Origin of the sequence: Yersinia artesiana, assembly GCF_902726545.1 — a bacterium.
In the GTDB taxonomy this organism is placed as follows: Bacteria; Pseudomonadota; Gammaproteobacteria; order Enterobacterales; family Enterobacteriaceae; genus Yersinia; species Yersinia artesiana.
Genome location: NZ_CACVAD010000027.1, coordinates 22,533 through 48,127 on the forward strand (window position 1 = coordinate 22,533; position 25,595 = coordinate 48,127).

A 25,595-nucleotide genomic window follows, 5' to 3' on the forward strand; every position below is an offset into this window, starting at 1 on the left:
CAACAATTCGTCTATCGACAGCTACCATAGTAATATTGCCGCACAACTGCTGCACAACAAGGACTGCAAATGAAGAAACTGCTCCCCCTTCTTATCGGGCTGAGTCTGGCTGGTTTCAGTAGCATGAGCCAGGCAGAGAACTTGCTGCAAGTTTATAAGCAAGCCAGGGATAGTAACCCGGATTTACGCAAATCAGCGGCTGACCGCGATGCTGCATATGAAAAAATTAATGAAGCTCGCAGCCCGCTGTTGCCACAGTTAGGTTTAGGTGCGGGTTACACCCATACCAATGGCTTCCGTGATGCTTCTGATAACCCGGATAGCAATGCCACGTCAGGCTCACTACAACTGACACAAACTATTTTCGACATGTCTAAATGGCGCGCTTTGACTTTGCAAGAGAAAGCTGCCGGTATTCAGGACGTAACGTTTCAGACCAATGAACAAGCGCTGATTCTCAATACGGCAACCGCTTATTTCAATGTCCTCAGAGCCATTGATAGCCTGTCTTATACCGAAGCGCAGAAACAATCTGTTTATCGCCAGTTAGACCAAACAACCCAACGTTTTAATGTGGGTTTAGTGGCCATTACTGATGTGCAAAACGCCCGCGCTAGCTACGATACCGTGTTAGCAGACGAAGTTACGGCGCGTAATAATCTGGATAATGCGCTGGAAAACCTGCGCCAAATTACCGGTGTTTACTACCCAGAGCTGGCGTCGCTCAATGTCTCTCGTTTGAAGACTGAACGCCCACAAGCCGTCACTAACCTGCTGAAAGAAGCTGAAAAACGTAACCTTTCATTGCTTTCTGCCCGTTTGAGTCAAGATTTGGCACGTGAGCAAATTAAGTCAGCAGAAACGGGCTATATGCCAACCATTGATTTGACGGCATCAACTTCAGTCACCAATACTCGTTACAGCGGCGGCACACCAAGCACTCAGCAACTGAATAACGATGCGGGTCAGAACAAAATTGGTGTGCAATTGAGCTTACCGCTGTACAGCGGTGGGGCGACGAATTCTGCCGTGAAACAGGCACAATACAACTTCGTCGGTGCCAGCGAGCAGTTGGAAAGCGCACACCGCAGTGTGGTGCAAACTGTACGCTCCTCATTCAACAATATCTCAGCCTCCATCAGCAGCATCAAGGCTTATGAGCAGGTGGTTATTTCTAACCAAAGCTCATTAGACGCAATGGAAGCGGGTTATCAGGTGGGTACTCGTACTATTCTGGATGTATTGACTGCAACAACTAACTTGTATCAATCCAAACAGCAACTCGCCGATGCGCGTTATAACTATCTGATCAATCAGTTAAATATCAAGTCTGCTCTGGGCACGTTGAATATGAACGACTTGATGGCACTGAATGGTGTACTGGATAAACCTGTCCCAACATCAGCCACCAGCCTGGCACCGGATAACGCCGACCAAAATGCCTATGCTGATGGTACCAGCACACAGGCTGCACCGCGTGTCACCACGGTTAGCCAACCGACGACTCCAGCGCCAGCCGCTGCACGTAACGGCAACCCATTCCGTAACTGATTTTTACGCGTTTGGACTCACCGGGCATAGCATCAAGCCGTGCCCGGTTTATTTTTTCTACCCTCTCTTTCTTATCTCCCCAGCATTTTTCGGCAATGAAAAAAGCGAAGTGACTCGCAGCATTTCGTATAGCTTTGTAAAGTCTGCGTCTCATCAGCCCTCGCGCTTTAATTTCATACACATTTCCCCTATTCTTAGGACACTTACTGGGAAAGGGCATTGAACGCCCGGAAATGAGACAAATAAAGATGAAACGGACTCAAAACATCAATCAAGAGACTTTCCGTAAATCCTGGCGCAGCTATCGCCTGGCGCCAGTAGCTTTAGCTATCAGTGCCGTATTTATGCTGGCTGGCTGCGAAAAAACCGATGAAACCGTCTCTTTGTACCAAAATGCTGATGATTGCTCAGCGGCAAATCCGTCCAAGAGCGCGGAATGTACCACTGCTTACAACACAGCTTTGCAGGAAGCAGCTAAAACTGCGCCCAAGTATGCAACTCGTGAAGATTGCGTGGCTGAATTCGGTGAATCACAGTGTACTCAGGCTCCTGCACAAGCAGGAATGGTGCCCACATCTTCATCTTCTGAAACAACTGCTGCGGCACCACAGCAAAGCGGCAGCATGTGGATGCCACTGATGGCGGGTTATATGATGGGCCGAATGATGGGCGGCGGTGCAAGTCAGCCGTTGTTTACCTCTAAAGCACCGAATAGCCCGGCTAACGGCAAGTTTGTCGATGCAACTGGCAAAAACTTTGGTTCAGCCACCACTGGCCGCACCATGACAGTACCAAGAACGGCGATGGCTCCGAAGCCCGCGGTAACCAATACCATCACCCGCGGCGGTTTTGGTGAGTCAGTAGCTAAACAGTCTTCGATGCAACGCAGTGCGGCAACATCATCCAAAACCAGCACGCGCAGCATGGGTGGCTAAGGTCTGATTAATGAAACGTTTAGCGATTAGCGAACGCCCGGACTGGCGCGAAAAAGCCACTGAATTTGGTTTCCGTTTCCACACCATGTATGGCGAACCGTACTGGTGTGAAGATGCATATTACCAATTCACACTCGCACAAATTGAAGAGTTGGAAGACACCACCGCAGAGTTGCATCAGATGTGTCTGCAAGTGGTTGAGAAAGTAGTTAATAGCGATCAACTGATGGCAAAATTCCGCATTCCAAAACATTGCTGGGATTTTGTTCGTAGCTCATGGAAAACCAATCAGCCTTCACTCTATTCGCGTCTTGATCTGGCCTATGACGGTGTAAATCCAGCTAAATTGCTGGAAAACAATGCTGACACGCCAACTTCATTGTATGAGGCGGCTTTTTTCCAATGGCTGTGGTTGGAAGATCAGATCAATGCGGGCAATCTGGACTCAGAGTCTGATCAGTTCAACAGCATGCAAGAGAAACTGATTGAGCGTTTTGCTGATTTGCGTGATAACCACGGTTTTAGTTTACTGCATCTGGCTTGCTGCCAAGACAGCGAAGAAGATCGTGGGACTGTGCAGTATCTGCAAGATTGCGCATTAGAAGCCGGTTTGCCAACTGAATTCATGTTTATGGAAGAAATTGGCTTAGGGGAAAAAGGGCAATTTACCGATCTGGATAATCAGGTTATCAGTAATTTGTTCAAGCTCTATCCGTGGGAATTTATGTTCCGCGAAATGTTCTCCACCAAGCTGGAAGATGCAGGTGTACGCTGGCTGGAACCGGCCTGGAAGAGCATTATCTCCAATAAAGCCTTGCTGCCACTGCTGTGGGAAATGTTCCCAAATCACCCTAATCTGTTACCTGCGTATTTTGCTGAAGATGATCATCCAGCCATGGATCATTATGTCACCAAGCCGTTATTCTCGCGGGAAGGGGCCAATATCCAGATAGTGGAAAACGGCAAAGAAGTGGCACGAGTTGATGGGCCATATGGTGAGGAGGGTATGATTGTGCAGCAATTCCATCCTTTACCTAAGTTTGGTGACAGCTACACGTTGATTGGTAGCTGGTTGGTTAACGATCAACCATGCGGCATTGGCTTGCGTGAAGACCGCGAATTGATCACCCAAGATCTGTCACGTTTTTACCCACATATCATTTTAGGTTAAGGTTGCGAAAGAATAAGCTGAAAAGCTAACACCTTAAAATTGTTGATAAAGCTAAACCAAGGGGAAACACTCCGTTGGGGCCGTAGCGGCTTATGCCGCCGGAGCGCCCGTAGGAGTGGTCAACCCTTGGCTCGCTGATTTTAGTTTTTATAACGTCAATACTAACCAACCTTAACCGACAACATACTAAGCGACCCCATCTCAATCCCATCAGTCGGAATCGAAATCGACTCTTTACCATCCCAACTCCCCAGCACATACAGTAATGGCAGATAATGCTCTGGTGACGGGTTAGACAATGCCGCCCCTTCATGTTGCATAAAGTTAACTAATGGGTGGTTATCACCTTGATAACTCAAGTTATCCCGCACAAATTGGTTGAAAGACTCCGCCCATGGATATGGGCTACTGTCCCCCTGCCATCTCACCATACGCAGGTTATGCACCACGTTGCCGCTGGCGATAATCATCACGCCCTGCTCACGCAGTACCGCCAGCTTACGGCCTAATTCATAGTGATACTCTGCCGGTTGGGTGCCATCAATGCTCAGTTGCACCACCGGAATATCAGCCTCCGGATACATCTTGATTAGTACACCCCAGCTACCATGATCCAAGCCCCATTCACTGGTATCAGCTTGCACAGCAATCGGTGCCAGTAGTTGCTGAATCTGGGTTGCCAACTCTGGCGAACCGGGAGCCGGATATTGCGTATCAAACAACGCCTGTGGGAAGCCACCAAAATCATGAATCGTACGAGGTTTCTCCATTGCCGTCACCGCGGTACCACGGGTATACCAATGAGCAGAAATAGCCAAAATAGCTTTTGGACGCGGCAATGTCTCACCCAACGCACGCCATGCCTGAGTGTAACTGTTTTCTTCCAGCACGTTCATCGGGCTACCGTGGCCGAGAAACAGTGCAGGCATACGAGAGGTGTTCATAGATAATCCTTACTGTTAAGAAAAAGTGTGGCGCTAAAACCATAAACAGTACATTACGCGCTTTTTTTTCATTACACAGCCGGATAACAGTGATAAAGATATTCAATAAATTTGACGAGGAAAAATCGTGGGGAAATATCAAGGATGGGGGGAAGGCACAAAATAACCGGGCGGCGATCTATTCATTAGAATAATGGCAACCCGGTGTGTAAAAGGCCAGATTGCTGACAAACCCCAACAACTCGATCTTGCAAGGTGAGAACAGGTAGAAGAGTAAAGCGTCCGCGCCGGAGATGGCGCGGCTCGAGCCCCCAGGGAAGGGTTTACGGCGTCTTTACGATCTGCCTGTTTTCACCGTTACGGGCACTTTGCCATTAACCTCAGGCAATATCAGTAGATATTGCCATCAGAAATCAGCTGGCTTTTTTTTCTTGAGACTGGCGGTACTCAGCCAAATCATCAATCGTCACGACTGGCATATCATGCAATTTGGCAAACTCAATCACTTCTGGTGCATGCGCCATGCTACCGTCATCATTGGTCAGTTCACACAAAACGCCCGCGGGTTTGTAGCCTGCCAGGGTAGCCAAATCGATGGAAGCTTCAGTATGACCACGGCGTGATAATACACCACCCGGCTGACCGCGCAGTGGGAATACATGGCCCGGACGATTAAGGTCAGCAGGTTTCGCGTTATCAGCAATTGCTGCGCGGATAGTGGTCAAACGGTCAGCAGCAGAAACCCCAGTTGTCACGCCTTTAGCCGCTTCGATTGTTACGGTAAATGCAGTTTGGAACTGGCTGGAGTTATTGGTCACCATCATTGGTAAATCAAGCTGTTGGCGGCGTTCATCAGTGATACACAGACACACAATGCCACTGCCGTGGCGGATAGTCAGTGCCATTTGCTCTACAGTCATCGCTTCAGCAGCAAAAACCATATCGCCTTCGTTTTCACGACTTTCGTCATCCAACACCATTACGCCACGACCATTACGCAGAGCGTCAATAGCACGTTCTACACGCTCAACAGGCGTGCCGAAATCTGATAGAAGGGTCTGATTCATGGTAAAAAACCTCATTAAAATTATGGATTACCAGAATCAGGGCGGTCTTGAGGAGTAAATGGCCACTTTTATATCAATAACAGTATATATCAATAGAAATAGCCGAAATAACGCAAGCGAGCTATTTAATACAATAAATAGGCTCGGCAGATACCGTTACTCTCTCCCATCCGGACTATAACCGTCGGCCCCGGAATTACACCGGATCTGCTGACCTCTACCCTGCTCTCTTTGATAAGAGAAACAACGTGAGCGCTCGCGGGCTTTTGCACCACGACATGATATGCCGCAACACAATTTACCGCCGGTGGGGACTTGCACCCCGCCCTGAGAATAAGCCCTATGACTATAGCGCTATTGATTCGTCGGAGCAATTACCAAAATGGTGATTGAGGAGGTTTATACATTCGGCATCAAGCATTACACTAGTAGAAGTAACTTCACATCTAATTAGGGAAATACCATGATTGACCCGAAAAAAATTGAACAAATCGCCCGCCAGGTGCATGAGTCTATGCCGAAAGGTATTCGCGAATTCGGGGACGACGTCGAAAAGAAAATTCGGATGGTGCTGCAATCGCAGTTAACCCGCCTGGATTTGGTTAATCGTGAAGAGTTCGACGTGCAAACTCAAGTGCTGCTGCGCACCAGAGAAAAGCTGGCGTTGTTGGAACAACGTATGGGCGAACTGGAAGCCAGGTTCAACAGTACTCCGGCTGCCGTTGAAGCACCTGCCGCTATTGATGATAAAACCGACGAGTAATCTGAGCCGCTTATTATGATTGGGGCGCCATCTGGCGCCCTTTTTAGAGCTGTATTACTGCTCGACGCTGCTTCGACATTAGCATCCACAGTAGCGAAAACATCAGTAATGCATATAGGCTTTTCCAACCTATCATCACCAGCAATACACAACACAGAATACTACCAATCACCGACATCACCCGCGAACGCCCGGTTAACAAGCGAATTCCAGCCAACATGCACAACAAATAAATCAATACAAAAATGCCGTTGGCATACACAATCAGCAGATCTAATGGCAGAGACAGCCAGTAGATCAGCAAAGTAAACAGCAGGCAACTGCCAACCACTGCCGTCAGTGCATTCACCGGTGTTTGCCCAACAGACAGCTGTGCCAGTTTACTTTGTGGACGCACCTGCGCCTGCGACCACACCATGCGAGCGAAACTCTGGGTATAGATATTCACACTGGCAAAACAAGCCAAATAACCAATAATGCAGGCAATCCATAGCGCATGCTCACCGAACAATTGCACCACAATTCCCGGCAAGGAGGCAGCAGCGGCTTGTTGTTCACCATAGGCATGGAAATGCAGCACCGCCACAGTACATCCCCAATAGACTGCCCCGGCGACTAATAGTCCGACCATCAGGGCACGCGGGAAATCACGTTCCGGGTGACGGAATTCTGTCGCCAGATGTGCGAAAGCCTCCAGTCCGACAAAGCACCAGAACATTACAGCAAGCGCATTGAACATATTCGACGGGATAATATCTTGTGGTGCGGGCCAAGGAATCTGTGATGGCTGAATATCACCCTGCCACCAAATAGCCACCACCAGTGCGATGACCAGTAACGCAATCAATGTTTGCACATTAGCACTGGAGCCAGCACTGCGGGTTCCCAGCAACCAAATAACCAGCAAAGTCACCAGTTGCACCATCAATAATCCGCTATCACTCCAACCAAAAGTGGCTTGCCAGAAACCAGCAGCAATTTGGAGCGCGGCGGGTAAACCGACGGGAATGACGGACAAAAATAGCCAACCGGTGACTTTGCCAAGTTTCGGCCCGAATGCCATGGTGACAAAGTGGGCTGCACCTCCGGCACTGGGAAAGTGACGGCCTAAAGCAGCAAAGGCGATAGCAATCGGGAAAACCAGCACAATCAATACCGGCCAGGCCCACAAACTATCTTCACCGGCCAGCATTGCCGCCAGTGCGGGCACCGCAAAGACACCGGTTCCCAACAGTGAAGTGGACAACAACCCGACTCCCTGGGCCAGACTCAACTCCTGTTTTAGTCCATTCATTCTCTTTAATACCCAAAGTCATTGATGTTGCGGGTAGGCGGCAAGCAAACGCGTCCCGATGAGCTTACTCAAGTAAGTGATTCGGGTAAGTGAGCGCAGCTAACACCCCCGCAACCTCAAGGACGAAGGGTATTTAGCCTCGGCCATTCTTGATGGACTGAATAATATTGGTGGTAGAAACCCCATCTTCGAAATTCAGCACCTTAACTTCCCCACCAGCGGCCCATACCTCTGCACTACCGGCAATTTCATCAGGTTTATAATCCCCACCCTTCACCAGCAAATCCGGCAAAATATCAGCAATTAAGCGCTGTGGGGTATCTTCTTCAAATGGCACCACCCAATCCACCGCTTCCAGCGCGGCCAATACAATCATGCGCTGATCCAGTGGATTCACTGGACGTTTCTCTCCTTTCAACCGTTTGGTGGAGGCATCGCTGTTCACTGCCACAATCAGGCGGTCACCCAGCTTGCGGGCATTGGCTAAGTAAGAGACATGACCGGCATGAAGGATGTCAAAGATGCCGTTGGTCATAACGACTTTTTCACCGCGCTGACGGGCCTGAGACACCGCTTTTTTCAGTTGCTGCTCATCCATCACGCCGAAACCGGTTTCAGCGCGACCACGAATCGCATTTTCCAGCTCAATCGGAGAAACAGTAGATGTCCCCAATTTACCGACCACCACACCGGCTGCGGCATTTGCCAGGAAACATGACTCTTCAAGCGTATTCCCCGCCGCTAATGCAGCCGCCAGCACACCAATAACCGTGTCACCGGCACCGGTCACATCAAACACTTCTTGTGCCTGAGTCGGTAAATGTAATGGCGGTTTGCCCGGCTGTAACAAGGTCATCCCTTGCTCAGAGCGGGTTACCAGCAAAGCGGAAAGCTCAAAGTCGGCCACCAGCTTCATGCCACGGCTCACCAACTCTTCTTCATTTTGGCAATGCCCCACTACCGCTTCAAACTCGGATAGGTTTGGCGTCAGTAGCGTTGCGCCACGATATCGTTCGAAATCGCTGCCTTTGGGATCGATAAGCACCGGAACTTTGGCTTTTCGCGCCAGTTGGATCATCGTCTGCACGCTGGTCAATGCACCTTTGGCATAATCGGACAGCACCAGAGCACCAATCTGGGACAGCGCTTGTTGAATGCGCTCAAAGATAGGTTGAGGGTCAACGCCAGCAAAACCTTCTTCGAAATCCAGGCGAATGAGCTGCTGATTACGGGAAAGTACCCGCAACTTGGTGATAGTCGGGTGGGTAGGCACCGAAACAAAATCACAACGTACCTGCACTTCGTTTAGCTTGCTGGTCAGTGCGCGTGCGGCGTCATCAATACCCGTCAACCCGACTAACCGGGAGGTAGCGCCAAGGGAGGCGATGTTCATCGCAACGTTTGCAGCGCCGCCGGGGCGTTCTTCGATAGTATCGACTTTGACAACCGGCACCGGTGCTTCTGGTGAAATGCGGCTGGTTGGGCCATACCAATAACGGTCTAACATGACATCACCAACGACTAGTACCCCGGCGCGGCGAAAATCAGGCAGCGTGACTTTCATACGTTAGCCCCCCAAAGTGAGCTGTTATTAACCCCGAAAACACACATCCCTTCGCTCCAATTTTATGTTTGTTATACTCTAAATAATTCGAGTTGCAGGAAGGCGGCAAGCGAGTAAATCCCGACGAGCTTACTGTAGTTACTGTAGTAAGTGATTCGGGTGATTGAGCGCGGCCAACACACATGCAGCTTGAAGTATGACGAGTATATATGGTGCCAGATAATATCACAGACACCTTATATACCATTAATAACTGGAATCTATACGCCCGAAGGCGCTGCAACCAACCATTTATGCCAACTGGCGGCCACTTGTTCTCTTTCTGCGACAAAACAATCAGCAGAGACCTTGCTTGATTGCTCCTGCAATGCCAAATGATGAATCTCATCACGCATGGTGACATAAGCGCGAGTCAATGCCGCCGCTTCCGCCTCCGGCATAATGTCGTAATTAGCCATTAGCTCGAAAATTCGCACATTATCAGACCAACGGGTCAAGCGCGGTTCGGTAGCGGCATAGCGCAACACCAAATATTGAGCGATAAATTCAATATCGGTGATTCCCCCCTCATCGGCTTTAATATCAAAAATATCACGCTGTTTACTGCCTAAATGATTGCGCATCTTTTCGCGCATTTCACGAACTTCCTGCTGTAATTGCGAGCCTTCTCGCGGGCGACAAAGAATTTGCTGACGAACAGCGTCAAACTTTTGCTGCAATTCGGGGCAACCATAGACAATACGCGCACGCACCAGCGCCTGATGCTCCCACGTCCAGGCTTCATTCTGCTGATAGTCAGCAAAAGCCTCGATAGTGCTCACTAACATACCCGCTTCACCGGATGGCCTTAACCGCGCATCAACCTCATACAAAATACCTGACGAGGTGCGAGTGCTGAACAAGTGCATGATGCGCTGGGCCAAACGCAAATAGAACTGGCGGCCATCAATGCTACGCTCACCGTCAGTCATCACATCCAGCGGGCAATCGAGCAGGAACACCAAATCCAAATCTGAGCTGTAACCCAGCTCCCAGCCCCCCAACTTGCCATAACCAATCACAGCAAAACCACGACCTTCGCGCTGTTGCAAATGACTTGGCTGACCATAGCGGGCCACCATTTGATTCCATGCTTGTTGGATAACCGCATCAATCATGGCTTCTGCCAGATAGGTTAAGTGATCACTCACTTTCATTACCGGCAGCGCCTCAGTGATATCTCCGGCAGCAATACGCAATTGTTGAGCCTGTTTAAACTGGCGTAACGCCTCCAGTTGTTGCTCTTCGTCATCGGGCGGCACCCGTAACAAGTATTGGCGCAATTCATCACGGTAGGCGCTGGGTTCCAGGGGTTGATAAAGCGATTGCGGATCAAGCAGTTCGTCCAATAACAGTGGGTAACGGGCGAGCTGGCTGGCGACCATCGGGGAGGCAGAACATAAGCGAATAACATGTTTCAGTGCCGCGTGGTATTCCACCAGCAATTCCAGATAGGTGGTACGAGTCACAATACTTAACAACAGTTGAATCAGGCGGCTAAGAGCAACATTAGCATCTGGGCGTGGGCAGACTTCAGCGAACAGGCGTGGCATCAGTTGATCCAGCACCTCGCGACCGCGCGGGCCAATGGTGCGTTTATCCACATCATGGCGAAAATCATTAATAGTGGCTAACAACTTGCTGCGTGCCGCTTCGTCTAAATGCGGTGTCAGTGGCGCTAAGTCACTCTCTTCCAATACATCTTGCCACAAACTTTTATACAACCCATGGCTGGGATCTTCGCCAATATCAGGGGTATCGTCGCCGATCAGGTCATCAAAGACCAAACGCACCGCTTGCATATGCTGCTCTAGTGCGGCATTCATCGCCGCCCAATCTGGATAGCCCATGCCGCAAGCTAGCCGGGCTTGGTTCAAGGTATCACTGGGTAAAGTCTGGGTTTGTTCGTCGGCAATGGCTTGCAGTAGGTTTTCCAAACGGCGCAAGAACAGATAGCTACCACTGAGATCCGCCACCTGTTTTTCGGGTAACAAACCCAGCTCGGCCACGGCCTGTAAGGTCGGCAGCAAAGCACGATCTTGCAGACGCGGTTCACGACCACCGCGAATCAACTGAAATACCTGAGTAATGAACTCGATTTCACGAATTCCACCCGCGCCCAGTTTGATATTGTCTTTCAGGCCGCGCCGACGCACTTCACGGGCGATCATCCCTTTCATATTACGTAGCGACTGGATCACACTGAAATCGATATAACGGCGGAAAACAAAGGGGCGTAAAGTTTGGCGCAGTTCCTTGCTGTAATGGTCTTCTGCTCCGCCCATCAGGCGAGCTTTCACCATAGCGTAGCGCTCCCAGTCGCGCCCTTGCTCTTGGTAATAATCTTCCAGTGCAGCAAAGCTCAATACCAGCGGGCCACTATCGCCAAACGGGCGCAGGCGCATATCTACCCGATAGACAAAGCCATCTATCGTTTGCTGGTCTAATGCCTTAATCAGCCGCTGCCCCAAACGGGTAAAGAACTGGGCATTATCCAACTGACGCCGCCCCCCCTGGGTCTGGCCGTTTTCTGGATAAGCAAAGATCAAGTCGATATCCGACGAAAAATTCAGCTCACCGCCACCTAATTTCCCCATACCTAAAATGAGCAAAGGCTGCGGCACGCCTTCACTGTTACAGGGCGTACCGAACTCGCGACAGCACGCCTGATATAACCAGTCGCGTGCGGCAATAATCAGGCTTTCTGCCAACCAACTTAGCTGTTGCAAGGTATCCGTCGTGGCGCTGGTTTCCAGTGCTTGTGACCAGGCAATGCGCACCATAATCCGGCGGCGAAATAGTCGCAATGCTGCCAGCAGCGCGGCTTCATCTTGCACCTCGGCCAGTGCCTGACTGAGCCATTGTTGATAAAATTGCCACTCCTGCGGCTGTGGCGGCTGCTGATGCAGCTCATCCAGCCAATCAGGGTGAATCAGTAACATGTCACTGACAAAATCACTCAATACCAATACTGCGATATCTTCTTCATGCAAGCTCAGTGGAGCCGGTAACTCATAAAAGCGCTGCTGTATATTCTGCGCCTGAATCTGTAATTCTGAAGGGAGTGGCAACATATCATTCCTTATATACCCTTAGTATTTGAAGCCGCAGCGGTGTTGGCCGCAACTCCAACGACTTTAGGTATCAGCTCTATTAACGCACAGCCCCATTCAACCAGAACGCGGGCTGAGACAGCGCTTCTTTACGGGCGGTGTCACGCCAGTGACCCTGCCGCTCCATAATGGCCTGCTGCAAACCAAACCAGCCATCAATGTATGGATGCCATTCACTTTGTGGATAGAAACCGGAGAGCAACTGGAAAGACATAATCTGCCGGTTTAAACGCGGAAGTTGTGCCAGATAACCATCATCATCCAGATTGTGACCAAAAGCCTCTTTTAGGTCCGCAGCACTGCGGCTCAGCATGATGTCGCAGAAGCGTTTGAACGACCCCTCAAACTTGGTTCGCGCTTTGTCATCCATAAATGGCCGCCAGCCAGAAGTGACCAGCCACGATGTGAGCGCTAACTTACATTTCAGATAATCGGTGCTATAACAGATGACCTCCGCCTTGACATTTTTCGGCTCTAACTGGGGTTCCAGCGCAATTAATGCCGCACGTAATTCCGTGCTGGCTTTGCGCGGCACCAACCCACCAAAAATAGCCAATGTCTGGCGAATCATCCCTAAAGCTTCGATAATCATTGGCTTGGCCGCAGGCTCACCACGTAACCATAATTCCTCATGATACTGCCAGTGGTCCAACGCCATTTCCAGCCCGGCAACCATGCCTTGCTCGACGGTAGATTTCGGCGCAGGTTGTAACACTAACAACGGGCGCAATTCACGTGCTGGCTGACCTTGCGCTAAATGATAGCCGCGCGCCGCTTTACTCAAGTTCCCCTGCCGTAAACCACCGATTTGTGCCAGTTCAGCCGCCAGTGCCAGTAAATCGGTCTGATTGCCTTTCTTAAGCTCCAATTCAATTTCACTCAATGGCTCTGACAACTCACCAGCACTAATAGTACCCTGGTCAAGAGCAAGCTCTATCTCGCTCTCACCGTAAGTAATTACCCACTTCTCACGGGTAAAATCGGTACGAAATAATGGCTGTAACTCAGCTTGTAGCGCGTCAACCGCCCACCCTCCCGGCCAGATATCAGCGGGGAAACGTGCCAGGTCTAATTTATCGCTATCAATATCAACGTTATATTCAGGCCGTTGATGCAAACCGCCGACCACTTTACCGCCGGTCTTAACCGTCATTTCATAGCGGCCATCATAGCCACGAATACGTAAGCCAATATCATGTTGGCGCAGACGGTTATCCGCCGTTTCAAAATAGATATTCGTCAGAGTTTGCGGCGCAGAATGCTGGCTTTGCCAAGAGGTGATTCGCTCCGGCAAAGCGGCAATGGCCGCAGGAGTAGCAATAAATTTTAATTCTATTTCAACGGTCATAATTTCATTCACACCGGTATGTTGCGAGATTACGGGCATTATGCCTTTTTCGCGGTGATTTGCCTGTTTTACACAAACTTCCCTGCTTTAAAACAAAAAAACACCACGCGGCAGCCCTGAGTCAAACTCTATTTTAACCTGTTTTCACCGGTCGACCCTAAAGCTTCATAAGACAAATTTTCACCGTCGTTAAAATGAGCAACCAAAGGGCTAAAGCCGCGCTGGCTATGAGAGTAAGATAGTTCTCATTCCGGTTTATGCGTTGCGTCGGCAAACTGAACACACTACTATCGTCCCATAAATTCACTCATAAATGACTCTCTAATGCAGAAATTACGCCTAATTTGCCTCACAGTGCTAAGCCTCACTCTTTCCTTGAGCGCTTACGCTGAAGAAAAACGTTACATCTCTGATGAGCTGGATACCTACGTTCATAGCGGCCCCGGTAATCAATACCGTATTGTCGGCACGCTAAAAGGTGGGGATGAAGTTACCCTGATAAGCGTTAATGACGGCACAAATTACGGCCAAATCCGCGACAGTAAAGGGAAAACTACCTGGATTCCGCTGGATCAATTGAGCGAAACACCCAGCTTACGCGTTCGGGTTCCCGACCTTGAGCAACAGGTCAAAACACTCACCGATAAACTGGCTAATATTGATAATAGCTGGAATCAACGTACCGCTGAAATGCAGCAAAAAGTGGCCGCCAGCGACAGTGTTATTTCCGAATTACAAAAAGAAAATGAGTCATTGAAAAACCAGTTGGTGGTGGCTCAGAAGAAAGTCAGCGCGGTAAATCTGCAATTGGATGACAAGCAGCGCACTATTATTCTGCAATGGTTTATGTACGGCGGCGGTGTTGCGGGGATCGGTTTATTACTGGGCCTGATACTGCCACATCTGATCCCAAGCCGTAAAAAGAATAACCGCTGGATGAACTGAGTTTTCAGTCTAATACGCGTACCCAGTGACGAAATTCGGGCTGCTCGCCAGAGTGGCCCGCTTAATATATTCTCCCCCCCAACTATACTGAACTGATGACTGGTAATTTTAGCGACCAGATATAAAATCGTCTTTTTGCCTCAACGCTACAATGTCAGGAACAAAGGGTTAACATGGACATTTACTTGGTCGGCGGTGCCGTACGCGACAGCTTATTAAACCTACCTGTGACCGAAAAGGACTGGGTGGTAGTAGGTGCTACGCCAGAACAGCTACTCGCGCAGGGTTACCAACAGGTCGGTAAAGATTTCCCGGTATTTCTTCACCCCGTCACCCATGAAGAATACGCGTTGGCCCGTACCGAACGTAAGTCAGGCCAGGGCTATACCGGTTTTACGTGCTACGCCGCCCCGGATGTCACTCTGGAAGAAGATTTACTGCGCCGCGATTTGACTATCAACGCCATTGCGCGTAGCAGCGAAGGTGAGCTATTTGATCCCTACAATGGCCAACAAGATATAGAGAAACGCGTATTGCGCCATATTTCAGATGCATTTGGTGAGGATCCACTGCGGGTTCTGCGGGTGGCTCGTTTCGCTGCCCGTTTTGCGCATTTGGGCTTTACCGTCGCCCCAGAAACCCAATCGTTGATGGCTGCTATGGCTAAAAGTGGCGAACTTTCTGCTTTGACACCAGAACGCGTGTGGAAAGAGACCGAAAAAGCACTTAAAACCCAAAGCCCGCACATCTATTTTCAGGTATTACGCGATTGCGGCGCTCTGGCGGTGCTGTTCCCTGAGATTGAGCGTTTATTTGGTGTTCCTGCCCCAGAAAAATGGCATCCGGAAATCGATACCGGCATTCATACTCTGATGACGCTGGCTATTGCCGCGCAACTCAGCCCTGAAGTTGATGTACGCTTTGCCGCACTTTGCCATGATTTGGGCAAGGGTCTGACACCTAAAGAGTTTTGGCCCCATCACCATGGGCATGGCCCTGCGGGCGTGAAATTGGTCGAACAGCTATGCCAGCGTTTACGGGTGCCAAACCCAGTGCGTGATTTAGCAAAACTGGTCGCTGAATACCATGATCTCATCCATACGGTGAATAAACTCCGACCTGAAACCTTGCTTAAACTGTTCGATGCTATTGATGTATGGCGTAAACCAGAACGCCTTGAGCAAATGATAATGACCAGCGAAGCTGATGCCCGAGGCCGTACTGGATTTGAAGAAAACCCATATCCTCAGGGCGACTATTTACGTGCTGCGTTCCGTATTGCTAACGGAGTCTCAGTGCAGGAAGTGGTTGCCAGCGGGTTGCAAGGTATGGCTATAAGAGATGAATTGAAACGTCGTCGCCAGCAAGCTTTAGCCGAATGGAAACAGACTCAGGAAGTGGTTTCTCCCTAAATTAACCTTCTGGCGATAAAACAAAAAAGCCCTGATAATTCAGGGCTTTTTTTTCATTTACAGATCAGAATACTGTTACATAAAGACCCAGTAGACCGCTGCCGCGACAATAAAGCGATAAATCGCAAAAGGCACGAAAGAGATACGTTTAATCAGTGACAGGAAGGTTTTGATAGCAATTAGCGCGACAACAAATGCAGTGATAAACCCGACGGCAAACATCGGTAAATCGCCCCAGCTCAGGAAATGTAGACTCTTATACAAATCTAATCCGCTGGCTCCGAGCATCATCGGTACTGCCAAAATAAAGGAAAATTCAGAGGCTGCATAGCGGTTCACACCGACCAACATCCCACCTGAAATGGTGGCACCCGAGCGAGAAAAACCCGGCCATAATGCCAAACACTGGAAGCAACCGATGGCAAAAGCCTGTCGATAGGTAATATCATCCAGCCCGATAGCCTTAGGATTTTTAGGTTTAAACCACTCCGCAGCCAGCAAGAGCAAACCGCCGGCGACTAATGCATACATGACACTTTGCGGGTTAAATAACGATTTAATGACATCGTGGAAAACCAATCCCAAACCAACTGCTGGAATCATCGCCAGCAAAATATGGCCCAATGTCAGGTGGCCGCTGGTTTTCCCTTCATGAGGCACTTTACCAAAATGGATACCGATCAGGCCGAATAAGCGCCGCCAGAACACCACCACTACGGCCAAAATCGACCCTAACTGAATAATGACTTCAAAAGTTTTTGCTTTATCGCCGGTAAAACCCAATAGCTCGCCAACAATAATCATATGCCCAGTAGATGAAACCGGCAGGAACTCAGTAAGCCCTTCAACCACGCCCAAAACAAAAGCCACAAACAGCGAATACATATCCGTCATCTACGATACCTGTAATAGAAATCCACAAAAAAACGGCAATGTGAAAAACAGTGCCGTTCAATTTCAGTCTGTAAAAAATATCACGTTAATCAATAATTCAGACCACATTATCAATACAGGGTTGCATTTTTATGTCGTGGCGCAGAAAAAATCAGCCTGGACGTTGACCGCGTTCAATAACCACACCAACATTACGCGCCTGAGCAACCGCCCCCGGTTTGCTCACCTTAATCCGCACCCAAGGCGAATTAAATTGCTGTAACAATAGCTCAGCGACCTCTTCAGCCACTCTCTCAACCAACGCAAAACGTTGCATTTCAACGTGCTTGATGACGGCATCACTGATATCAGCATAGCTCAGGCAATCATTGACATCATCGCTGGCAGCAGCTTTACGGTTATCCCAACCCATTTCGATATCGAACACTAGCTTTTGCTGAATAGTCTGTTCCCAGTCATAAACACCGATGGTGGTTATGACACTGAGTTCCTCAATAAATACGATGTCCATCACGTCATTCTCTGTTTTTGTGCCTGCCGGATACCACTTCCAGCCGAATATGCGTATTATCCACAGATGTTGCGATTAAAACGATCATTTTTCAACAGGGCGGTGTTATGAGTGCTATCGCGCTTGGCATGATTATCTTCGCGTATTTGTGTGGCTCAATTTCCAGTGCTGTCCTGGTATGTCGAGTTGCTAAGCTACCCGATCCGCGTAAACATGGCTCCGGTAATCCTGGGGCAACTAACGTACTACGCATCGGTGGCCGTACCGCCGCTGCCACCGTACTGATTTTCGATGTGCTGAAAGGTATGTTACCGGTTTGGCTAGCTTATCTGCTGCATGTTTCGCCACTGTATCTTGGTCTTACCGCTATTGCAGCCTGTCTGGGCCATATTTATCCGGTATTTTTCCACTTTAAAGGTGGCAAAGGCGTCGCCACTGCCTTTGGTGCCATAGCACCGATTGGCTGGGATCTGACTGGCCTGATGACGGGCACTTGGCTACTGACGGTTTTATTGAGCGGCTATTCATCTTTGGGCGCGATTATCAGCGCGCTGATTGCACCATTTTACGTCTGGTGGTTCAAACCACAATTCACCTTCCCTGTCGCTATGCTCTCTTGCCTGATCTTGATGCGTCATCATGACAATATCCAGCGTTTATGGCGCGGCAAAGAAAGTAAAATCTGGGACAAACTCAGAAAGAAAAAGCAAAAAACTCCCGCTGAAGAAGCCGCAGAGCTGGAAGAGAAAGAAGATTAGCTTACCTCCCCCGCCCAATCCAGAATGACTGAGCGGGAGCGAGGCAAGGCGCTGGGAATTGAGAGAGCGGAGCATACATCAGTATGTGAGCATCAAGAGATGACGCAGCAACACAGCAGCAGCCCCACTCAGACTTTCGGCAACTCAGCCAACGGCCAGCGCGGCCGGACCGACACACTCAATTCGCTATTCACACCACTTTTCAACCTGATCAACCCAGCATAGGCGATCATCGCGCCATTATCGGTACAAAATTCTGGCCGGGCGTAGAACACTTCGCCGCCACGTTTTTGCATCATTTCAGCCAATTTACTACGCAAAGTGCGATTAGCGCTCACGCCGCCAGCAATTACTAAACGTTTAAAACCGGTTTGATCCAGTGCGCGTTTTGATTTGATTGCCAGTGTATCGACCACTGCATCTTCGAATGCTCGCGCAATATCAGCACGCGTTTGGTCATCATCACCATTAGAGCGAATCGTATTTGCGGCGAAAGTTTTCAGGCCAGAAAAACTGAAATCCAGACCGGGGCGATCAGTCATTGGCCGCGGGAAAGTGAATCTCCCAGCCGTTCCAAGTTGCGCCATACGCGACAACATTGGCCCGCCGGGGTAATCCAGACCTAGCAATTTCGCTGTTTTATCAAAAGCTTCACCTGCCGCATCATCGACAGATTCACCCAGCAACAGATATTCACCAATACCAGTCACACTGATTAATTGCGTGTGCCCACCAGAGACAAGGAGCGCGACGAATGGAAATTCTGGTGCATTTTCTTCCAGCATCGGAGCCAATAAGTGGCCTTCCATATGATGAACGGGCACGGCGGGCACACCCCAGGCAAAAGCTAATGCACGCCCTACGGTGGCACCGACCAACAATGCGCCGACCAAGCCGGGGCCTGCGGTATACGCCACACCATCAATATCTTTGGCGCTCAAATTAGCTTCTTTCAATGCAGCCTGAATCAATGGCACAGTCTTGCGCACATGATCACGGGAAGCCAGCTCAGGCACAACGCCGCCATAATCAGCATGCAATTTAACCTGACTGTACAGTTGGTTAGCTAACAGACCGGTTTCATCGTCATACACTGCAATTCCGGTTTCATCGCAGGACGTTTCTATACCCAAAACTCGCATTACATTTCCCATCATTCACGTGCGGCCGATAGTTTAGCATAACCGTGTCGCCCGTCATGATTTCTGATACCAAATTGAACGGAAAAACGGCACTTTGGCTATCCAACACGATGAATGTTGTTGATAGTTGTCACATTTGAAAAGAATGTTGATAAATTCGATCAATGGCCCTGTTTAGTATATAATCAGCGGCCGTCGCACTCCTGGCACCAACTTTCTTGTAAAGAACGGGGGCGACATCACAGGGGCGTGCCTGTTTCAATTTGCTGTGGTGCTTTACAAAGCAGCATCCATTGAAGTAAAATTCCGCACCATTTTGAGAAGGCTGGCGATTGGCCAGCAGCAAACCGATTTCTATTGAGGTGAGAGGCACATGCCGGTAATTAAAGTACGTGAAAACGAGCCATTCGACGTAGCTCTTCGTCGTTTCAAACGCTCTTGCGAAAAAGCAGGTGTATTAGCTGAAGTTCGTCGTCGTGAGTTCTATGAAAAACCGACTACCGAACGTAAACGCGCTAAAGCTTCTGCTGTAAAACGTCACGCGAAGAAATTGGCTCGCGAAAACGCACGCCGCACTCGTCTGTATTAATTCTTCGGGGGTAACCCCATCGCGTAGTTTTTTATGTTCTAAGAACGCGCAGATCGAGTAGTTGCATACGAAGGCCGTGCTTTCCGAAAGGAATGCGCGGCTTGTTCTCGTTTATGGACTGACCGAATAGGGGCTTATGGCTGGACGAATTCCACGCGTATTTATCAATGACTTGCTGGCTCGCACCGATATCGTCGATCTTATCGATGCTCGGGTAAAGCTGAAGAAGCAAGGCAAAAATTATCATGCGTGCTGTCCGTTCCATCATGAGAAAACACCCTCATTCACCGTTAATGGCGAAAAACAGTTTTACCACTGTTTTGGCTGCGGTGCGCATGGCAATGCTGTTGATTTCTTGATGAATTATGACAGGCTAGAGTTTGTCGAAAGTATCGAAGAATTAGCCACCATGCACGGGCTGGAAGTGCCTTACGAGGCAGGAACCGGCACCACTCAGTTAGAACGCCATCAACGCCAAAGTCTTTATCAACTGATGGAAGGCCTGAGTGCGTTCTATCAACAATCACTCAAGGGCCAGAACGCCAATCAGGCACGCGAATATCTTAAACATCGCGGTTTGAGTGAAGAAATCATCCAACATTTCGCTATCGGTTTTGCCCCCCCAGGTTGGGACAACGCCTTAAAACGTTTTGGTCGCGATGGCGAAAGCCGTACCGCGCTGAACGATGCCGGGATGCTGGTGACTAATGATACAGGGCGGGTTTACGATCGTTTTCGTGAGCGCGTTATGTTCCCTATCCGCGATAAACGCGGGCGGGTTATCGCTTTTGGTGGGCGAATTCTGGGTGACGGAGTGCCGAAGTACCTCAACTCCCCAGAAACAGAAATATTTCATAAGGGCCGCCAGTTATACGGCTTGTATGAAGCGCAAGTGAGCCACCCTAACCCAACACGGCTACTCGTCGTGGAAGGTTATATGGATGTAGTGGCACTGGCGCAATTTGGTATTGATTATGCCGTTGCCTCACTGGGTACAGCGACAACTGCTGAACATATCCAATTATTATTCCGCGCAACGGATAACGTAATTTGTTGTTATGACGGCGATCGTGCAGGTAGAGATGCCGCCTGGCGTGCATTAGAGACAGCGTTGCCCTATCTAAATGATGGACGTCAGCTACGCTTTATGTTTTTGCCTGATGGCGAAGATCCAGACACTCTGGTACGTAAAGAAGGGAAAGATGCATTCGAACAGCGGATGGAGGAGGCGCAGCCACTCTCAACCTTCTTGTTCGAAACATTAATGCCACAGGTGGATTTGAGCAGCCCGGATGGGCGAGCCAAGTTAAGCACGCTGGCACTCCCTTTAATCAGCCAGGTGCCCGGTGAAACCTTACGGCTTTACCTGCGCCAGCAACTCGGCAATAAGTTGGGTCTGCTCGATGACAGCCAGCTCGATAAGCTGATGCCAAAGCAGGCTGAAAATGTAAATAGCTACCAGCCGCCCCAGCTAAAACGCACAACCATGCGTATACTTATAGGGCTACTGGTACAAAATCCACAACTGGCTACACTTATTCCCTCACTACAGGGTGTCGAGCAAGCTAAGTTAGCCGGTTTACCGCTATTTATTGAATTGGTTGAGACGTGTTTAGCTCAACCGGGGCTGACAACCGGGCAGTTATTAGAACTGTATCGTGATAATAAATTCAGCCAACAACTTGAAACTCTCGCAACATGGAACCACATGATTGTTGAGGATATGGTCGAACAGACTTTTGTCGACACGCTAACCAGCCTGTATGACTCCATATTGGAGCAACGTCAGGAAACACTTATAGCGCGTGATCGTACTCATGGATTAAACGCCGAAGAACGTAAAGAGCTTTGGTCTTTGAACCTGGCGTTAGCCAGAAAAAAATGAAACACCCAACGGCTTAATTGCCGATAAATGTGGGGGCAAATCCCCACAATATGCCGTCATAGCGGGCAGCGGCGACAAAAAAAAGCCCCAAATGCTATTGTTGGCGGTTTCGCCGACCGACACCAACCCAAATACTCTGAAGTGTGGATACCGTCTTATGGAGCAAAACCCGCAGTCACAGCTGAAGCTACTTGTCACCCGTGGTAAGGAGCAAGGCTATCTGACCTATGCTGAGGTCAATGACCATCTGCCGGAAGATATCGTCGATTCCGATCAGATCGAAGACATCATCCAGATGATTAATGACATGGGCATACAGGTGCTGGAAGAAGCCCCTGATGCCGATGATTTAATGCTGGCCGAGAACACCACTGATACCGACGATGACGCGGCTGAAGCTGCTGCACAGGTGTTGTCCAGTGTTGAATCCGAAATCGGGCGTACTACCGACCCGGTGCGTATGTACATGCGCGAAATGGGTACCGTTGAGCTGTTAACGCGTGAAGGCGAGATTGATATTGCCAAACGTATCGAAGACGGTATCAATCAGGTTCAGTGCTCAGTAGCTGAGTACCCTGAAGCTATTACTTACCTGTTGGAACAATATGATCGCGTTGAAGCGGGTGAAGCCCGTCTATCTGACCTGATCACCGGCTTTGTGGATCCAAACGCCGAAGAAGATATTGCGCCGACTGCAACTCACGTTGGTTCTGAATTATCCACTGAAGAAATGGATGATGACGACGACGAAGATGAAGACGACGAAGAAGAAGAAGACGACAACAGCATCGATCCAGAGCTGGCACGCCAGAAATTCAGCGAATTGCGTGAGCAGTACGAAAACGCACGTTTGGAAATCAAGAAAAATGGTCGTAGCCACGCCAACGCTGCTGCTGAGATTCTGAAGCTTTCTGAAGTGTTCAAACAGTTCCGCCTGGTGCCGAAGCAGTTCGACTATCTGGTCAATAACATGCGTGCCATGATGGACCGCGTTCGTACTCAAGAACGTATCATCATGAAACTGTGTGTTGAACAGTGCAAAATGCCGAAGAAGAACTTCGTTACCCTGTTTGCCAGCAATGAAACCAGCGATACCTGGTTTGCAGCGGCAATTGCTATGGGTAAACCATGGTCTGAAAAACTGAAAGATGTTTCGGACGATGTGCAACGTAGCTTGCAAAAACTGCGTCAGATCGAAGAAGAAACCGGCCTGACCATTGAGCAAGTGAAAGACATCAACCGCCGTATGTCTATCGGTGAAGCGAAAGCGCGCCGCGCCAAGAAAGAAATGGTTGAGGCTAACCTGCGTTTGGTTATCTCTATTGCGAAAAAATACACTAACCGTGGTTTGCAATTCCTTGATTTAATTCAGGAAGGTAACATCGGTTTGATGAAAGCAGTAGATAAATTCGAATACCGCCGTGGTTATAAGTTCTCAACCTATGCAACCTGGTGGATTCGTCAGGCCATCACCCGTTCTATCGCGGACCAGGCACGTACCATCCGTATTCCGGTGCATATGATTGAGACCATTAACAAACTCAATCGTATTTCGCGCCAGATGCTGCAAGAGATGGGCCGCGAACCAACGCCGGAAGAGCTGGCTGAACGCATGCTGATGCCGGAAGACAAGATCCGTAAGGTATTGAAGATTGCGAAAGAGCCAATCTCAATGGAAACCCCAATCGGTGATGATGAAGATTCACATCTGGGTGATTTCATTGAAGATACCACTCTGGAGCTGCCGCTGGACTCTGCTACTTCTGAGAGCCTGCGTTCTGCCACTCACGACGTGTTAGCTGGCCTAACAGCGCGTGAAGCGAAAGTTCTGCGGATGCGTTTCGGTATCGATATGAACACTGACCACACTTTGGAAGAAGTGGGTAAACAGTTCGACGTCACCCGTGAGCGTATCCGTCAGATCGAAGCTAAGGCACTGCGTAAACTGCGTCACCCAAGCCGCTCTGAAGTGCTGCGCAGCTTCCTGGACGATTAATCGTCGGTTGCAGTGACAAGCACACAAAAACCCCGGCATGCCGGGGTTTTTCTTTTTGGCTTAAATTCTGATTCCAATATTGGCTTACTATTTTCTACTATATACTTAAAAACACTTAAATTTGCGCAGAAAACACCCATCTGATTTATCAGCTCTAGACCGCAGGACAAAAACTACCGTATAATCAGCGTCCAGGTTTGGCCCCTTAGCTCAGTTGGTTAGAGCACGCGACTCATAATCGCTTGGTCACTGGTTCAAGTCCAGTAGGGGCCACCATATAAAACAAGGAGTTACGTTAATATCGTAACTCCTTTGTTATTTCTGGGATACTTATGGGATACCTCAGAGCGGTATTGTCAGGTATCAAAAGAGTTTTTCCGCTATAACCTGATACCCATTCCAGTATGTAGATCTGCCACTAACGGTTACCTTCTGCCCTAACTGGCAAAGCATTAGCTCCAGCGCCAGAAGATCAAAGGCAATAACCCGCAACGGGTAATCACTGCGCTTATCGCTCGATGCGAGAATTGTCGCTACAGCCATCACCTTACCTGTGCTGCTCTGTACCCGCTTAGGGGCTTTGGTTATATGCCCCATAACGGTCACTGTAGGTTTAGTGCTCACATCTGGTCTTCGGCATGGATACCGGCAGATATTAACGCCCCACCGATCCGGCGTTTACCGTAACCCAACGGTACTGGATTACCCTGAGCAACCGAGTTCACCGGCCCACCAAATGCGTAAGACGGTTTATTGTCAGGCGATTCTCGCATTGCCAGCCCGCCTTGTTGTGGGGATAGCATCTGAACGACACCACCCAGCACCATAGAAGCGCCGGCCATCATCATGCCATTGGCGACACCCGCTGACATTAAAGCTGCTGTTGGGTTCCATAAGGTCGCGGCAATAAGGATCGCTCCCAAGATGGTTTGAAACAGTCCGGCCTTTTTACTGCCAATAATGATCGGGGCAATCCTTATTTCTTCGTTACCAATATTAAACTCCAGCTCGTCTTGAGAGATATTTCGCTTGCCTTTAAAGACAGCAAAAGTAAGACCCTTGTCCTTTGCTTCGTTAAGAAAGCGCTCAAAGCCCGGCAACAGCACACAGCAGGCTTTAATCGCTTCCTGTGTCGTACTGGCCGCAAAACGGAAAACACCGTCTTTATTTTCGGTGAATTGTTTCAGTGGGCCATAAAGCCGAATTGTTTTTACCTGTTCGTTATTCAATGAATTCATGATCACCTCATTCAGTTCATTCAGCAGGTCAAAGGCCGATAAAATGACTTTTAACCTTTTATTTTAGTGAGTTAAGTCCTGTTGATGGTGCTGTCTAAGCAGAAATCACCAGAATTTACCGTTAATGGCCCGTCGCGCTACGGCTGGTAACGGGTAAATAGGATTGCCCCGACGCATTCCCGCAGGCGTAACACCATGATTTCTAATCGACTTAGCGATAGTGGCTCTATCAAGGCCTAAAATTCTTGAGATTTCGCTGATACTGCCGACAACAACGCCTTTTTGCACCTCAAGCGCTATCTCATTGCTATTCAATACTCTTAATCTCATGATTTACCTCAATAAAAATAAATCCATTAGTGGGTGGTGGTGATGTCGAATTAAAATTCAAAAACTAGCCGTTTTCCGCGAGTCCCACTCCCCGTGGTAGGCACCC

General features: G+C 49.2%; 22 protein-coding genes, 1 tRNA gene and 1 riboswitch. Of the genes, 11 read left to right on the top strand and 12 right to left on the bottom strand.

Features of this window, described 5'->3' with window-relative positions:
* Window positions 1-69: 69 nt before the first annotated feature.
* The 3 genes from tolC to HU019_RS11020 all read left to right on the top strand — a co-directional run bounded on the left by tolC (window position 70) and on the right by HU019_RS11020 (window position 3,657).
* Window positions 70-1,551 carry an outer membrane channel protein TolC gene (gene tolC / locus HU019_RS11010; RefSeq protein WP_174848808.1) on the top strand — a complete coding sequence of 494 codons (1,482 nt, stop codon included), beginning with the start codon at window positions 70-72 and terminating at the stop codon, window positions 1,549-1,551.
* A 248-nt stretch (window positions 1,552-1,799) separates the two neighbouring features.
* Entirely contained in the window at window positions 1,800-2,486 is a 687-nt protein-coding gene (locus tag HU019_RS11015; protein ID WP_174848806.1) for a DUF1190 family protein, read from the top strand.
* A 10-nt stretch (window positions 2,487-2,496) separates the two neighbouring features.
* Window positions 2,497-3,657 (top strand): glutathionylspermidine synthase family protein, encoded by a 1,161-nt coding sequence (locus tag HU019_RS11020; RefSeq protein ID WP_005160795.1) that lies wholly within the window; start codon window positions 2,497-2,499, stop codon window positions 3,655-3,657.
* Window positions 3,658-3,818: 161 nt separating this feature from the next.
* On the opposite strand, the gene ygiD is transcribed toward HU019_RS11020, so the two are convergent.
* Window positions 3,819-4,601, bottom strand: coding sequence for a 4,5-DOPA-extradiol-dioxygenase (gene ygiD / locus HU019_RS11025; protein WP_174848804.1), 783 nt, complete (start codon window positions 4,599-4,601; stop codon window positions 3,819-3,821).
* A gap of 413 nt (window positions 4,602-5,014) precedes the next feature.
* On the bottom strand, window positions 5,015-5,668 hold the full coding sequence (gene ribB / locus HU019_RS11030) for a 3,4-dihydroxy-2-butanone-4-phosphate synthase (RefSeq protein WP_174848802.1): 654 nt from the start codon (window positions 5,666-5,668) through the stop codon (window positions 5,015-5,017).
* A 154-nt stretch (window positions 5,669-5,822) separates the two neighbouring features.
* A riboswitch (FMN riboswitch) is annotated at window positions 5,823-6,007 on the bottom strand.
* 124 nt (window positions 6,008-6,131) lie between these two features.
* On the opposite strand from ribB, the gene ubiK reads away from it, so the two are divergent.
* On the top strand, window positions 6,132-6,431 hold the full coding sequence (gene ubiK, locus HU019_RS11035) for a ubiquinone biosynthesis accessory factor UbiK (RefSeq protein WP_174848800.1): 300 nt from the start codon (window positions 6,132-6,134) through the stop codon (window positions 6,429-6,431).
* Window positions 6,432-6,474: 43 nt separating this feature from the next.
* Here ubiK and yjeH read toward each other — a convergent pair whose 3' ends face one another.
* The 4 genes from yjeH to HU019_RS11055 all read right to left on the bottom strand — a co-directional run bounded on the left by yjeH (window position 6,475) and on the right by HU019_RS11055 (window position 13,789).
* Window positions 6,475-7,725 carry an L-methionine/branched-chain amino acid transporter gene (gene yjeH / locus HU019_RS11040; RefSeq protein ID WP_174848798.1) on the bottom strand — a complete coding sequence of 417 codons (1,251 nt, stop codon included), beginning with the start codon at window positions 7,723-7,725 and terminating at the stop codon, window positions 6,475-6,477.
* Window positions 7,726-7,858: 133 nt separating this feature from the next.
* Window positions 7,859-9,289, bottom strand: a complete 1,431-nt coding sequence (hldE, locus tag HU019_RS11045) for a bifunctional D-glycero-beta-D-manno-heptose-7-phosphate kinase/D-glycero-beta-D-manno-heptose 1-phosphate adenylyltransferase HldE (protein ID WP_174848796.1) — start codon at window positions 9,287-9,289, stop codon at window positions 7,859-7,861.
* A 260-nt stretch (window positions 9,290-9,549) separates the two neighbouring features.
* On the bottom strand, window positions 9,550-12,402 hold the full coding sequence (glnE, locus tag HU019_RS11050; RefSeq protein ID WP_174848794.1) for a bifunctional [glutamate--ammonia ligase]-adenylyl-L-tyrosine phosphorylase/[glutamate--ammonia-ligase] adenylyltransferase: 2,853 nt from the start codon (window positions 12,400-12,402) through the stop codon (window positions 9,550-9,552).
* Window positions 12,403-12,481: 79 nt separating this feature from the next.
* Entirely contained in the window at window positions 12,482-13,789 is a 1,308-nt protein-coding gene (locus HU019_RS11055; protein ID WP_174848792.1) for a CYTH domain-containing protein, read from the bottom strand.
* 324 nt (window positions 13,790-14,113) lie between these two features.
* Between HU019_RS11055 and HU019_RS11060 the strand changes: the two genes are divergently transcribed.
* Both HU019_RS11060 and HU019_RS11065 read left to right on the top strand, forming a co-directional pair.
* Complete coding sequence (locus HU019_RS11060; RefSeq protein WP_174848790.1) at window positions 14,114-14,734, top strand: TIGR04211 family SH3 domain-containing protein; 621 nt, start codon at window positions 14,114-14,116, stop codon at window positions 14,732-14,734.
* A 173-nt stretch (window positions 14,735-14,907) separates the two neighbouring features.
* A complete protein-coding gene (locus tag HU019_RS11065; RefSeq protein WP_174848788.1) occupies window positions 14,908-16,146 on the top strand; it encodes a multifunctional CCA addition/repair protein in 1,239 nt (412 codons plus the stop codon).
* 75 nt (window positions 16,147-16,221) lie between these two features.
* Here the strand turns inward: HU019_RS11065 and bacA are convergent, their stop codons facing one another.
* The gene (bacA, locus tag HU019_RS11070) at window positions 16,222-17,040 is read right to left on the bottom strand and encodes an undecaprenyl-diphosphate phosphatase (protein WP_050077071.1); all 819 of its coding nucleotides are present in this window, start codon (window positions 17,038-17,040) and stop codon (window positions 16,222-16,224) included.
* 151 nt (window positions 17,041-17,191) lie between these two features.
* Window positions 17,192-17,551 carry a bifunctional dihydroneopterin aldolase/7,8-dihydroneopterin epimerase gene (gene folB / locus HU019_RS11075; protein ID WP_077175197.1) on the bottom strand — a complete coding sequence of 120 codons (360 nt, stop codon included), beginning with the start codon at window positions 17,549-17,551 and terminating at the stop codon, window positions 17,192-17,194.
* Between the two features lie 107 nt (window positions 17,552-17,658).
* On the opposite strand from folB, the gene plsY reads away from it, so the two are divergent.
* Complete coding sequence (gene plsY, locus HU019_RS11080) at window positions 17,659-18,309, top strand: glycerol-3-phosphate 1-O-acyltransferase PlsY (protein ID WP_174848786.1); 651 nt, start codon at window positions 17,659-17,661, stop codon at window positions 18,307-18,309.
* A gap of 128 nt (window positions 18,310-18,437) precedes the next feature.
* On the opposite strand, the gene tsaD is transcribed toward plsY, so the two are convergent.
* Window positions 18,438-19,451: a tRNA (adenosine(37)-N6)-threonylcarbamoyltransferase complex transferase subunit TsaD gene (gene tsaD, locus HU019_RS11085; RefSeq protein ID WP_050077069.1), complete on the bottom strand. Its 1,014-nt coding sequence runs from the start codon at window positions 19,449-19,451 to the stop codon at window positions 18,438-18,440.
* A gap of 373 nt (window positions 19,452-19,824) precedes the next feature.
* Here tsaD and rpsU point away from each other — a divergent pair, with 373 nt between their 5' ends.
* From rpsU to HU019_RS11105, 4 genes are all read left to right on the top strand, one after another.
* Window positions 19,825-20,040, top strand: coding sequence for a 30S ribosomal protein S21 (gene rpsU / locus HU019_RS11090; RefSeq protein WP_001144069.1), 216 nt, complete (start codon window positions 19,825-19,827; stop codon window positions 20,038-20,040).
* Window positions 20,041-20,176: 136 nt separating this feature from the next.
* Window positions 20,177-21,925 (top strand): DNA primase, encoded by a 1,749-nt coding sequence (gene dnaG / locus HU019_RS11095; protein WP_174848784.1) that lies wholly within the window; start codon window positions 20,177-20,179, stop codon window positions 21,923-21,925.
* A gap of 157 nt (window positions 21,926-22,082) precedes the next feature.
* Window positions 22,083-23,921: an RNA polymerase sigma factor RpoD gene (rpoD, locus tag HU019_RS11100; protein WP_005160832.1), complete on the top strand. Its 1,839-nt coding sequence runs from the start codon at window positions 22,083-22,085 to the stop codon at window positions 23,919-23,921.
* Between the two features lie 199 nt (window positions 23,922-24,120).
* Window positions 24,121-24,197 (top strand) — tRNA-Ile (locus tag HU019_RS11105).
* 87 nt (window positions 24,198-24,284) lie between these two features.
* Here HU019_RS11105 and HU019_RS11110 read toward each other — a convergent pair.
* The 3 genes from HU019_RS11110 to HU019_RS11120 form a co-directional block, all read right to left on the bottom strand.
* Window positions 24,285-24,545 (bottom strand): hypothetical protein, encoded by a 261-nt coding sequence (locus HU019_RS11110; protein WP_227739344.1) that lies wholly within the window; start codon window positions 24,543-24,545, stop codon window positions 24,285-24,287.
* Window positions 24,542-25,159 carry a tail assembly protein gene (locus HU019_RS11115; RefSeq protein ID WP_025376821.1) on the bottom strand — a complete coding sequence of 206 codons (618 nt, stop codon included), beginning with the start codon at window positions 25,157-25,159 and terminating at the stop codon, window positions 24,542-24,544. The genes HU019_RS11110 and HU019_RS11115 overlap by 4 nt, the downstream gene beginning before the upstream one ends.
* A 105-nt stretch (window positions 25,160-25,264) precedes the next feature.
* The gene (locus HU019_RS11120) at window positions 25,265-25,489 is read right to left on the bottom strand and encodes a hypothetical protein (RefSeq protein WP_174848782.1); all 225 of its coding nucleotides are present in this window, start codon (window positions 25,487-25,489) and stop codon (window positions 25,265-25,267) included.
* Between the last annotated feature and the right edge of the window lie 106 nt (window positions 25,490-25,595).

What these genes read in the sequence shown, in the direction of transcription:
- dnaG (WP_174848784.1), top strand. Translation starts at nt 20,177, where the DNA reads ATGGCTGGACGAATTCCACGCGTATTTATCAATGACTTGCTGGCTCGC.
- HU019_RS11055 (WP_174848792.1), bottom strand. Translation starts at nt 13,789, where the DNA reads ATGACCGTTGAAATAGAATTAAAATTTATTGCTACTCCTGCGGCCATT.
- HU019_RS11020 (WP_005160795.1), top strand. Translation starts at nt 2,497, where the DNA reads ATGAAACGTTTAGCGATTAGCGAACGCCCGGACTGGCGCGAAAAAGCC.
- bacA (WP_050077071.1), bottom strand. Translation starts at nt 17,040, where the DNA reads ATGACGGATATGTATTCGCTGTTTGTGGCTTTTGTTTTGGGCGTGGTT.
- tolC (WP_174848808.1), top strand. Translation starts at nt 70, where the DNA reads ATGAAGAAACTGCTCCCCCTTCTTATCGGGCTGAGTCTGGCTGGTTTC.
- ubiK (WP_174848800.1), top strand. Translation starts at nt 6,132, where the DNA reads ATGATTGACCCGAAAAAAATTGAACAAATCGCCCGCCAGGTGCATGAG.
- tsaD (WP_050077069.1), bottom strand. Translation starts at nt 19,451, where the DNA reads ATGCGAGTTTTGGGTATAGAAACGTCCTGCGATGAAACCGGAATTGCA.
- rpsU (WP_001144069.1), top strand. Translation starts at nt 19,825, where the DNA reads ATGCCGGTAATTAAAGTACGTGAAAACGAGCCATTCGACGTAGCTCTT.
- folB (WP_077175197.1), bottom strand. Translation starts at nt 17,551, where the DNA reads ATGGACATCGTATTTATTGAGGAACTCAGTGTCATAACCACCATCGGT.
- HU019_RS11115 (WP_025376821.1), bottom strand. Translation starts at nt 25,159, where the DNA reads ATGAATTCATTGAATAACGAACAGGTAAAAACAATTCGGCTTTATGGC.
- HU019_RS11060 (WP_174848790.1), top strand. Translation starts at nt 14,114, where the DNA reads ATGCAGAAATTACGCCTAATTTGCCTCACAGTGCTAAGCCTCACTCTT.
- HU019_RS11015 (WP_174848806.1), top strand. Translation starts at nt 1,800, where the DNA reads ATGAAACGGACTCAAAACATCAATCAAGAGACTTTCCGTAAATCCTGG.
- hldE (WP_174848796.1), bottom strand. Translation starts at nt 9,289, where the DNA reads ATGAAAGTCACGCTGCCTGATTTTCGCCGCGCCGGGGTACTAGTCGTT.
- plsY (WP_174848786.1), top strand. Translation starts at nt 17,659, where the DNA reads ATGAGTGCTATCGCGCTTGGCATGATTATCTTCGCGTATTTGTGTGGC.
- HU019_RS11120 (WP_174848782.1), bottom strand. Translation starts at nt 25,489, where the DNA reads ATGAGATTAAGAGTATTGAATAGCAATGAGATAGCGCTTGAGGTGCAA.
- glnE (WP_174848794.1), bottom strand. Translation starts at nt 12,402, where the DNA reads ATGTTGCCACTCCCTTCAGAATTACAGATTCAGGCGCAGAATATACAG.
- rpoD (WP_005160832.1), top strand. Translation starts at nt 22,083, where the DNA reads ATGGAGCAAAACCCGCAGTCACAGCTGAAGCTACTTGTCACCCGTGGT.
- yjeH (WP_174848798.1), bottom strand. Translation starts at nt 7,725, where the DNA reads ATGAATGGACTAAAACAGGAGTTGAGTCTGGCCCAGGGAGTCGGGTTG.
- ribB (WP_174848802.1), bottom strand. Translation starts at nt 5,668, where the DNA reads ATGAATCAGACCCTTCTATCAGATTTCGGCACGCCTGTTGAGCGTGTA.
- HU019_RS11065 (WP_174848788.1), top strand. Translation starts at nt 14,908, where the DNA reads ATGGACATTTACTTGGTCGGCGGTGCCGTACGCGACAGCTTATTAAAC.
- ygiD (WP_174848804.1), bottom strand. Translation starts at nt 4,601, where the DNA reads ATGAACACCTCTCGTATGCCTGCACTGTTTCTCGGCCACGGTAGCCCG.